This is a genomic window from Ruegeria sp. YKSD179, assembly GCF_059612885.1.
This window is the reverse complement of sequence record NZ_JBXWRL010000087.1, coordinates 1-10,113: the sequence shown is the minus strand read 5'-3', so window position 1 is coordinate 10,113 and position 10,113 is coordinate 1. Positions and strand designations below refer to the sequence as shown.

The window sequence follows — 10,113 nt, the reverse complement described above, 5'->3', positions numbered from 1 at the left end:
TTTCAGGCCCGCAACAATTTTTTGTCTGTGCTCTTCCTTTGCGTAGGGCAATTGGGAACTCAGTGTGGATACCGTAGCTACAGGGATCAATCCGAGAAGTCTCATGCCGGCTTCCTCGGCCTCCTGCAATTTGCCCTGCGCAGTTTTTACCGCCGACAAAAATATGTAGTTCATAGGGAACTGAGGAGCGTTTCGTATTGCTGCCTGCAAATATTCGATCGCTTCTTCATAGCGGTCAAGCTGCAACATCAGGTGACCATAATTCAGAAGGTAAATGGGTGGAGTATGCGGTTCTAGCCGCATTGCTCGATCCATGGGAGCAATTGCCAACTCCGGCGTTCCCGCGTAGATAAGTGAAGAAGCCTGCCACAAGTGTCCATCTGAGGAATTGGGGTCCAATGATAGAGCTGTCTCATGCTCAGAAAGAGCTCTTTCGAATCCCTCGCCCCACATATGCATCCAACCCAGAAACGCGTGAGCCGCGGCTAGGTTAGGATCGATCTTGGCTGCATGTTCGGCCTCAGCCAATGCTTCGTCGAACGCGTTGTGGTGGCTGTTCCACTTGAAGAACCAAGCATGGAATTTCAGGTAGCTTCTAACAGCCATTGCATACGCGAAGTTTGGGTCAGCTTCTAAAGCCTTGGTTAACAGTAACTGCGCTTCGGCGTTGGCCTGAGGACCCGGTTCACGATAGCGCAGCCGCCCTTTAATAAACCAGTCACGCGCTTCGATATTCTCTGTGTATTGACTGCCAAGACGCTTTTCCTCACCTTCCCGTAACTCAATAGACAGCGCATCGACAATTTCTCTTGTAATCTCGTCCTGCAGGTCAAAAACATCTTCTAGCGTTCCGTCCCTGCGATTGGCCCATACGTGGGTTCCATTCGCTGTTTCAATTAGCTGCGCGTTCATGCGAACCCGATTGCCGGCCTTGCGGATACTGCCCTCAAGGACATAGTGCACACCCAACTCCTTACCGACGCGTCGCAGATCTACGGCCTTGCCTTTGTAAACAAAAGAAGAGTTGCGACCGATGACTAACAAGCCAGACAATTTTGAAAGGTCGGTGATCAGGTCCTCTGTCATGCCGTCTGCGAAGTACTCCTGCTCGGTATCGCCTGACATATTGTCAAACGGCAAAACCGCGATAGACGGAGTGTCTGGCAGCTTGGGAGTTGAAATCAGGGCTGACTCTGAATTGGGCTCTTTAGTAGTTGCTTGTTCGTTTGCCGCGCCCACCCATTTCCAGACGCGGATTGGCTCTACAATGTTTTTAACCTGCTGGTCACCCGCGTCTTGAAAAGGCACATCCAGGCGGTGCTTGATCTGTTCATAGACTAAGGCCGAAATGCAAATCCCACCAGGATCGGACAGCGTCTCCAACCTTGAGGCCACGTTGACCCCATCGCCTTGAATGTCATCACCTTCCACCACGACGTCGCCGATGTTGATGCCGACGCGAAAAGTAATCCCCTCATCAATTGGGAAGTCTCCGTTGCGTGAATGGATAGACTTTTGAATATCATAAGCGCATGAAACCGCGTCGACAGCGCTTGCAAACTCCGTCAGCACTCCGTCGCCCATCCATTTGACTACACGGCCTTCGTGTTTTGCAAAGGCGGGCTCGATGAGGTTTTCCCGTAGTTCTCGCAATTGCTCTAACGTACGCTCTTCATTGGAGCGGACAAGGCGCGAATAACCCACGACATCTGCTGCAAGTATTGCAGCAAGTCTTCGTTTCATGCACGCACCTCCCTAAACGCTGAAACTAGACTCAGAAACAACTGAAATCCAGTTTTTGATTGTATCTCCCGGTCAACAAGATTGCGGCGTCTAAGCTAAACTCTATTGGCGACCACTGGGTTTTGGAGCAACGATGCTGTGAGAGAGAAGTTTCATCCAGCGCCGCGCTTTAACCCGATGTCAAACTAGAAGTTACAACGAATTTTCGAGCGGACGGCGCCACTTGATATGTTCTGGCGTCCATGGAACTAGTCGTGCATTTTCGGTGTTTCGAAGGTTGTGTCGAAGAATGTCGGCATTGTCCGCAACAAGGCCATCGCTCAAATTTCCGCCACCGTCCGCTTTTGCGAGGAGCAGCCATTCACAGTAGGAACTTCAAAATTTTTGTCCTGAACGTCGGCTTGGTTCACGTCGCATGCATTGGAGCAAGTTGCAACGAACGACAGCCCTGTGGACTTTTGCCAACGGAACTAAGGCTATCCAAATGAATTAACGCGAGAGTATCTGCATCGTCTTTTCGCAGATTTTTCCGTCATAGAACTCGTCGATAGCTTTTTGGACAATTTCCCCCCCACTTGCCGCCAGCATCAGTGTCAAAGAAGACTGAAGTTTTTTGGCATCCAGAGGCCCCATAATTTCCTTGATCGGAATTTCAGAGTTTGAAAGCAGAGCGTTCACACACTTCACGTATCGAGGACCGAGCGTGGGGTCATTGAGATAAGCTCGAGCTTCACCCAAGTCCTCGATCCCGAACCACCGTGATTTCTCAGAAAACCCTAGTCCTTTAACTTGTGGAAAAATGTACCAAACCCAATGGCTTGTTTTCATACCTCGTTCGATCTCAGCCAGCGCGCGCTCGTAACCGTGTTCCTGTGCCTTTGCGAACCGCAGAAGATCATACATTAAGTGTTCCCCCGAAGCTGAATGAATGAAAACTCTTGAGGCTTGTTTTATCATCTCTAGGAGGCGAGTAATGGAACTTTCTAATCGACACCATCCAAGTGAACGCATAGCGCATCAAGGACAGCTTTCGGGTTTTCCTCCACAAGAAAATGGCCGGCTTCAACAGGGTGGCCTAGCGCGTTCGGAAACCACGCCTGCCAAGCCTCGACTGGGTCGATGTGATGATCCACCACGCCTTTACTGCCCCAAAGTACAAGGCACGGAATGAGGCTCTTTTCGCCCTGACTCGCCCGGTCGTGCTCCACGTCAATCGCTGCCCCTGCCGAATAATCTCCGCACCACGCTGCCACAACATCTGGATTCTGCGCGGCGCGTTCATATTCAGCCAGCGCGTCTTTGTCGAAAATATCGATCGACCCTGACAAGCCAAGTAAGGCGGAATGCAAAAACAAAAGAGGATCGTTGTTAATCAAGCGGCGAGGCATGTCGCCTGGTTGAGCCAAGAAGGTCCAATGATAGTAGCGTTTGGCGAGCCAATCATCCATTGTGCGCCAAACATCAAGCGTTGGAAGTATATCGAGAAGCGCAACGGAACGCGTCACGCCAGGGTGGTCCAACGTCATCCTGTGAGCGGTGCGTGCGCCACGATCATGAGAAACCACATGAAAGATGGTATGTCCCAAGTGCTTCATTAACGAAACCTGATCCTGAGCCATGGCGCGAAATGAAAAGTCTGCATTCTTCGCAACAGAGTCTCCGTAACCCCGCAAGTCTGGCACGATAACGTTGTAGGAAGCTGCAAGTTCCTCGACAATCGTATGCCACATAACGTGAGATTGTGGGTAACCGTGCATCAGAAGCAACGGCTCTCCTTCTCCACCAACCCTAGCGTGAATTTTGGCGTTTTCTAGTTCCACGTCGATTTCGGTGAAACCCTCAAACATAACTTTGCTCCGGCTGCTTCCCACTTCCGGTTTCTTACGATGTGCTCCTGTAGAAGGCAAAGCCGTTGCTTCTATCTCTGCATCGACGTTCTGCTTTTTTCGCATAGCGTTCATTGGCGCGAGACGCAGCGAACAACCGCTTCGAGCCCAACCTGTTGATTCGCCAGGGTGCGGCGATTGTCAGGTCTCGGGTGACGTCCTCGGCTGTGTTCTGGCGCCTTCTAACGGTGTTCCTTCGGCACCCAGTCTTCGGTTTCATTGTTCCAGAACCAGTTGGGGTTGTCCTCGTCCATTCCCCGAATATGGAGGGTGCGAACACAGGGTTCCACAAAAACCACCGGCTCTTCGTAGGGGTGCGATGAATAGATGCGTTTGAGAGCCTGCACGGCCTTCGCTTCGCTATCACCTAGAAAGAACGACAGCTCCACACAGGGCACCTCGACCACATCTTCGGTTGCCACATTGCGCTCGCTTCCAAGCGATCTAAATTGCTGGAGGCCCGGCGCGGTCCGAAATGTGACGCAATCGTAGTCGCCGTATTTCAGAGTATCCTCGACCAGAACAGCATCCACAATTTTCTGCGCGTGGGTGTCGGGCACCTGAACGACAATCCGCAAACCGTTTTCTGGCACGAACCTGTCATTGTTGAGCTTGGGCAGTGTCATGGGTATCTCCAACAGCGTTTTTGTTGGTATAGCCCCTATCGGCGCAGTTGCGGGAAAGGACGGTTCGCTAACGACCGAATTGTCAGACCCCAGCGTCGCCATCTATTGCTTGTTTACCCAGACCAAACCAGCGTTCCAACGCATCGAACCCGTTATCGGTGATGGTTAGGGCACGACTGCCAGTCCGACGCTGAAGCCATTGCTCTTCGAAGAACTTTTCCATCAGCGCCGTCGCAAGTTGCCCGGAAATGTGATGCTTCCGCTCCGTCCAGTCGAGGCAGAGCTTTGCCGGAGGTTTGCCCGACGAGACTGACGGCGGCTCGATTCCGAGATCTTTAAGAAACGCACGATAGCGCGAACCTGTAATCATAGCGTCGTCGCGGAGGATCAGCACATCGAGTGCGATAAGGCGCTCTTTCATCAAAACACCGAGCCTGCCAGCGATATGATTGTAGCAGCTACGCGCACGCAGGGTATCCGTGGCGGCCTGTCCGGATCGAGACAGATGATCTGTTGGCGACAGGCTGGCAAGTACTTCGAGCACCTGGGCAACTTCGGCAGTCGCAATCCGGTGATAGATATGCCGACCGCTGCGCAACGAAGACGTCAGACCGGCGTTTTCGAGCTTTTTAAGATGCGCGCTCGCTGTCTGCGGGCTGACATCCGCCGCGCATGCCAGTTCCTTTTTTGTAAACGCGCGCCCATCCATCAACTCACACAATATGCGGGAACGGCTGGGATCGGCCAGCGCCGCCCCAAAGATATCCAGTCTCGGTTCGATTGCCATGTCGCCAGACTAGAGGCAGAATGCAAACCGAGCTAGTATGAAAGGTTCGATGACGGGCGAAGTGAGATGCAAAAGCAGACGTCGACCCAATGGCAGCAAAGTCTGCAAAGCGGATGCTCACGCCGAGTGAAGCGAATGACCGAACCGAGCCCGGAGCGTCCAATTGGGCCGCTGACAATACCTGTGGTTTTGACCCCTGAAAAATTCAAAATTGCTTTGTGAATTAGGTCACATCTCAATGAGTTTCTTTCTGATATTTTATTTCTATCGAGGGAGATTAAATCATGAACGTGGTTGCTGCACTCGCACTACTATCTGCTCTTTTTTACTGTATTGCTATAGTTGCCATGAAGTCATGGTGGACACTACCTAACCTGGGCGTGGCAACTATAATCGCTGTTGCTTTGCTGACAGCTGGCGCATTCGAAGTTGCAGCTCTGGGGCATGAAAAATTGGGGCTGATTTACGTAGCTATATTGGGAGCTGAAGTCATAATTTTGGGTGTAGTTTCACATTTTTTCTTCCAAGAGGTGTACTCAGTCAAAGAGGCTGCTGGGATGGCTCTGGTTCTTCTTGGAACAGCTGTCGCCTGGACTTAGTCCTTCGATTTCCCAACGATCTTGCAGCTCTGCGATCTCTTTGAACAACCCTATTGTCCGCATATGCTGGCGCCGATTTGGTTTTCTATGTACCTTTACTTGGCCTCGGGCTCGTGGCGCACGCGATGGCCGCTTCGTGGGCCGCGGCGGTGCTCGGTGCAGCCTTGGGAATTACCGTTTACTGGCCCGTCGCGTGTCTTTGCACCGTTAGGGCGGCTCGGGGCGCTGAGGGCTGGGATTTGCCCAAGAAGGAGCAATATTGGTTGGTCCTAACCCGCGATCGCAGGCTGGGGTGTACTCGCTCTCGTTTTGCTTCTGCTAGCCGCGAAATAGAGATGGAACTTGGGACCTGCGTACTAGAACTAATACCGGCGTCCTCTAAGAGCCCAAAGCTGACTTCGCGCATTGTGTGGCGACCTCATCGTGACTTACAGGTGATAGCGAGGAGTGATTGGCCACAACCCGGGTCCTGCGAGCCTCTAAGGGAGCATTGGAAGCATCCCGAGAGTGGATCAGCCATCTTTGACTCGAACCAAAATAGATGATCTCTAAAACTATATGCCAACAAGGTCGTGGGGAACCCGTCGTGTTCTATGTCCCAGAAACAGCCCAGCCCGGCTTAAGCCGAACGGCCCTTGGGGTCTGTGCCTTTTGCGCGATGGTCAATAGAAACCCGACCTATCGAGATGTCTTTTTCGATCCTTTTGCGGAGCGGCTTTTCGCTGAGGGGGCGGTCGATGGTCAGCACATTCTTGACCGGTTGACCGACTGGCAATCCGAGCTCACTTTCGCAGACGAAAATGGAATAGCTCGGCGACTTGTCGCTTCCGTTTTGTGGCGCAAGACTTTCATGCAGAGCCGGGCCGAACAAGCTTTGGAAAACGGTGCTCAACAAATCGTAGTCCTTGGTTCTGGACTTGACACAATTGGGCTGCGTTTGTCAGGCAGTCATAGCCAAGTCCCAGTTTTTGAAGTTGATCGACCTGAAACGATAGCCGCCAAACGCTTCCTGATTTCCCGCAATTTCGGTGTTCCGCCCAATATCCGCTATACCGCAGTGGATTTTGCCAGGGAGACGACCCTCAATAAACTCTTAGAACTCGATTACAACCACAACATTGGTACTGTATTTATCGCCGAAGTCTCGCTGGAGTATGTACCGCCTGCTGAGGTCGCTGAAGTCTATCAGATGGTAAGGTCCAACCGGTCGCCAGCAACCCGTTTTCTGACAAGTTTTGCGTCTACGGAGAGTGTTTCCCAGTCAATGGGCGAAAGCGACGACATCGGAAATGTCGTTGCGGGGGCGGGAGAACCGTTCCTGTTCAATGTGGCTCCCGACGAGGTATCCGACTTTGCCACTGAGCAAGGATTCTTTGTGCTCGATCACCTTTATGGCAGCGCGCGCATTGTAGACTACATTGCGGCGCTCGGGCTCAGTATTGATGTAATGGACTTTCCAATCGAACAGCTCGACGCCTCGTCGTTTTCTCTTTGTCAGTTAAAGCCACATTGAGTTTTGAAACAGCACAGTTTGAAGGTTGTATCGTGAAGTGTAAGAAACCATTTTCATTCCCTCACGTATCGCGAATTCCATAGACAAAGCGGACATTCAAAACGACGCGAAAACGGCAGCTATGTCCGCATAGCGGACGCTCATGCCGTTTGCGGCGAAAGGACTGAAAACGCTGATCACACGAGTAATTGAGGGCACACTTGGGTCTAATGCGCAAAAAGAGACAATTCTAGTCAGTTGATTTAAATCAGTGATGTCTTAAGAATTGGTTGCAGAGTTAAGCGCAAATCGAAGCTTTTGGGGAGGAATGGATGCCCAGACCGTTAAAACTTCGCGCTATGGCTACAGGACTTGTATGCACTACATTAGCTGCATGTGGGGACAGCGATAGTTCTTCGGAACCAGCGGTAATACCGTTTTCGGGATTCTCTAACGTACCTGAAAACGGAACCGTCGAGATAGACGGGGAAGCGGTAACAGCAAGGTATGTCGCCGATCCTTCGACGGGTGGAGTGACAATTGAGGATCAAACAGGTCCGTCGCCAAGTACCACACTCGTAACGACGAGGAACGGTGTTGTGGTAGCATTGTCTTCGGCTGCATCAGGATCGTCCGTTTCATTTGACACTAGGAACGGCGACACAAGGGTAGATACTCCTTTAGTGACCTCTTTTGTAACAGCCGACGGTCAAGACTTAGCAACTTATGTAGACCCAGAAAGAGCCGGTTACGAATACCAGACATACGGCGCTTGGGTTACCGGAGCTGGCACCGGCTCAGGGACTGCGGGTGCCGGAAGTTACGGTTTGAAAACAGAAGCTTCGAACATTCCGGTTGGAGCTACAGCTACGTATAGAGGTGTAGGATTGGGTGTAGCCCGTCTTTCAGATGGTCAGCCTTACCAAACGGTGTCGTCCGTTACCGTAACAACTGATTTTAATACAGCAACAATCGGTAGTTCGGATACGTCAGCGGTGAACTTGAACACTGCAACTACAACTAATGCACCAGAATTGGACTTTAGTGGCTCAGGTTCGGTTAATGGGTCAGAGTTTACTGCCTTGGTGTCGGGAGCAGGTACCGCCGGTACGGCACAGGGACAGTTTTATGGACCTTCAGCTAACGAAGTCGGAGGTACTTTCGCAACCACTGGCCCTGGTGACGTTTGGCATATGGGAGCGTTCGGAGGAAACTGAGTATAGTGCCAGCCGAGCAGGCAGATAGGTAAAAAATAGATGCGGCTAACTTAATTGCATTGAAAAATCGAAAATGGCTCAACTGATCGAGCTAATACGCGAAGGGAGCCAATCAGTTCGTCAATTAATTCGATACCGTCTTGAAACCGCAATGAAGTTTTTCTGGTTTGCTGCGTGTACTATTGCATTTTTTGTTGCTGTCGCTTGCGAAGTAGATGCATCGGCGACTGAGCAGGCAGCAATTGAAGCCCAGTTTCAAGCAGGGCTCTCTGCCACTCGAAGTGGTGACTACAATACAGCTATCGCCATTTACCAAGGCATCCTGGCCGAAGACCCAAACCTGACACGCGTACGTCTGGAATTGGCGCTGGCTTATTTCCTCAGCGAACAATGGCGTCGATCACGATCTGAGTTCTTTAAGGTTCTTTCAGGCGACATTCCAGAACCTGTTCGTCAAAGGGTATTGGTTTTCATCGCCGAAATAGACGCACGGCGTGGATTTGAACTGAATTTTCAGTTTGGCCTCAAAAGACTCGGATCAACGCGAAATTACGACACCGACGAAATCGATCTGGATTTTTTCGGTTTTACGGTTCCGGCTACTCTGAACCGACCCAGCGATTCTACCTATGGAGTTGGGTATTCCATTTCAGCATTGTGGCGCAAAGGTTTAAACGGCTATTCGACCGCTGATCGTCGCGCCGTTATAGGCTTCGGCGAGGTGTTCTCATTTGGAGACCTGTCTGATGAAAAGGCCTTCCGTGATATAACTATCGGTCTGCGCGGCGGAGCACGTTTTGTTTTCCCGCAAACAACGCTCGTCGTAAGCCCTGTAATTTCAACTCGTTACATTGCGGATGAGCACTTTGAAGATAGGTTGGGTTTGGAAGCAGGTTTTGAGACAAGGAACTTAAATGCATTTTCACTTTTTGGATCAATTTCTGGTTTCAAGCTGGAAAACAAGATTGATGATACATTTAGCGGTAGCTCCTTAAACGCAAGATTTGGAGCGCGTCGCTCTTTTGGGGGCAAAAGCACGATCGGAACGGCTGTTTTTGCTGAAAGTAAATCCACAGATCGCGATATAGACACCTACCGGCTTGTAGGTCTGGAAGCATTTGGGTCATTTGACTTGGGCGCCGGACTAGTCATAGAGCCGCAAGTCTACATTGCAAAAAAGTCGTTTTCGGAAAGCAATCCGCTCTTTGTGGGTGATCCAGACGAAAATCAGTATGGTGCGCGCATTAGGATCGAGAAGCGCGACATAATTATCGGGAACGGGGTGATACCATTTTTCGAAGCCAACTACAAAAGAGTAAACAGCGGAATCGCAGCATTTAGCTATGATGAAACCATAGTTGAAATTGGCTTAACTAACACATTCTGATACTTACAATAATGTTGACTTGGATTTAAAGAAGGGCGCCTCCAAACGTGATGTCAGGGAATAGAATCCGGAAGGACCGCTGGTTGAGATCTAGGAAGGTGCTTACGCAAACATCCTTCTAGTCGCAGGCAATCCTTTAGACGATGTTTCGTTCACGGTTGGTGCAGCGAACATCCTTCTCGAAATTAAGTTTGGACTGATTGCCAATGATTATCTTGTGTTACCAAAACGCTATTTTTGAACGTCAGCAACAATCGGCAGCTTTGTCCGCAAAGAAGACATTCATGCTTGGCGCAGTGAACGTCCGTTCCGAACCCGAAGCGGACATTGGAGATAACCGAGTTTTGCGGCTGCTCCAAGCGCCGCGTGAAGCTAT

The 10,113-nt window shown here is 50.8% G+C and carries 9 protein-coding genes; 4 read left to right on the top strand and 5 right to left on the bottom strand.

All coding sequences use genetic code 11. The annotated features are described in order from the left end of the window. From AC2FNE_RS23570 to AC2FNE_RS23550, 5 genes are all read right to left on the bottom strand, one after another. On the bottom strand, positions 1-1,743 hold a 1,743-nt coding region (locus AC2FNE_RS23570), incomplete at its 3' end, for an adenylate/guanylate cyclase domain-containing protein (RefSeq protein ID WP_496806447.1). Between the two features lie 489 nt (positions 1,744-2,232). Continuing rightward, positions 2,233-2,646 (bottom strand): DUF1810 domain-containing protein, encoded by a 414-nt coding sequence (locus AC2FNE_RS23565; protein WP_170607621.1) that lies wholly within the window; start codon positions 2,644-2,646, stop codon positions 2,233-2,235. Between the two features lie 80 nt (positions 2,647-2,726). Next, positions 2,727-3,590, bottom strand: coding sequence for an alpha/beta fold hydrolase (locus AC2FNE_RS23560; RefSeq protein WP_496806446.1), 864 nt, complete (start codon positions 3,588-3,590; stop codon positions 2,727-2,729). Positions 3,591-3,811: 221 nt separating this feature from the next. Beyond that, on the bottom strand, positions 3,812-4,255 hold the full coding sequence (locus AC2FNE_RS23555) for a YqfO family protein (protein WP_496806445.1): 444 nt from the start codon (positions 4,253-4,255) through the stop codon (positions 3,812-3,814). A gap of 82 nt (positions 4,256-4,337) precedes the next feature. Next, a complete protein-coding gene (locus AC2FNE_RS23550) occupies positions 4,338-5,042 on the bottom strand; it encodes an ArsR/SmtB family transcription factor (RefSeq protein WP_496806444.1) in 705 nt (234 codons plus the stop codon). 284 nt (positions 5,043-5,326) lie between these two features. Here AC2FNE_RS23550 and AC2FNE_RS23545 point away from each other — a divergent pair, with 284 nt between their 5' ends. From AC2FNE_RS23545 to AC2FNE_RS23530, 4 genes are all read left to right on the top strand, one after another. Next, on the top strand, positions 5,327-5,641 hold the full coding sequence (locus AC2FNE_RS23545; protein ID WP_496806443.1) for a hypothetical protein: 315 nt from the start codon (positions 5,327-5,329) through the stop codon (positions 5,639-5,641). A 586-nt stretch (positions 5,642-6,227) separates the two neighbouring features. Further along, a complete protein-coding gene (locus AC2FNE_RS23540) occupies positions 6,228-7,154 on the top strand; it encodes a class I SAM-dependent methyltransferase (RefSeq protein ID WP_496806442.1) in 927 nt (308 codons plus the stop codon). A gap of 311 nt (positions 7,155-7,465) precedes the next feature. Next, entirely contained in the window at positions 7,466-8,350 is an 885-nt protein-coding gene (locus tag AC2FNE_RS23535; RefSeq protein ID WP_170607617.1) for a transferrin-binding protein-like solute binding protein, read from the top strand. Positions 8,351-8,423: 73 nt separating this feature from the next. Next, positions 8,424-9,737: a tetratricopeptide repeat protein gene (locus tag AC2FNE_RS23530; protein ID WP_496806441.1), complete on the top strand. Its 1,314-nt coding sequence runs from the start codon at positions 8,424-8,426 to the stop codon at positions 9,735-9,737. Positions 9,738-10,113: the final 376 nt, after the last annotated feature.

Excerpts from the sequence above, each read along its gene's own strand:
- AC2FNE_RS23535 (WP_170607617.1), top strand. The coding sequence starts at position 7,466 with ATGCCCAGACCGTTAAAACTTCGCGCTATGGCTACAGGACTTGTATGC.
- AC2FNE_RS23530 (WP_496806441.1), top strand. The coding sequence starts at position 8,424 with ATGGCTCAACTGATCGAGCTAATACGCGAAGGGAGCCAATCAGTTCGT.
- AC2FNE_RS23555 (WP_496806445.1), bottom strand. The coding sequence starts at position 4,255 with ATGACACTGCCCAAGCTCAACAATGACAGGTTCGTGCCAGAAAACGGT.
- AC2FNE_RS23550 (WP_496806444.1), bottom strand. The coding sequence starts at position 5,042 with ATGGCAATCGAACCGAGACTGGATATCTTTGGGGCGGCGCTGGCCGAT.
- AC2FNE_RS23560 (WP_496806446.1), bottom strand. The coding sequence starts at position 3,590 with ATGTTTGAGGGTTTCACCGAAATCGACGTGGAACTAGAAAACGCCAAA.
- AC2FNE_RS23545 (WP_496806443.1), top strand. The coding sequence starts at position 5,327 with ATGAACGTGGTTGCTGCACTCGCACTACTATCTGCTCTTTTTTACTGT.
- AC2FNE_RS23565 (WP_170607621.1), bottom strand. The coding sequence starts at position 2,646 with ATGTATGATCTTCTGCGGTTCGCAAAGGCACAGGAACACGGTTACGAG.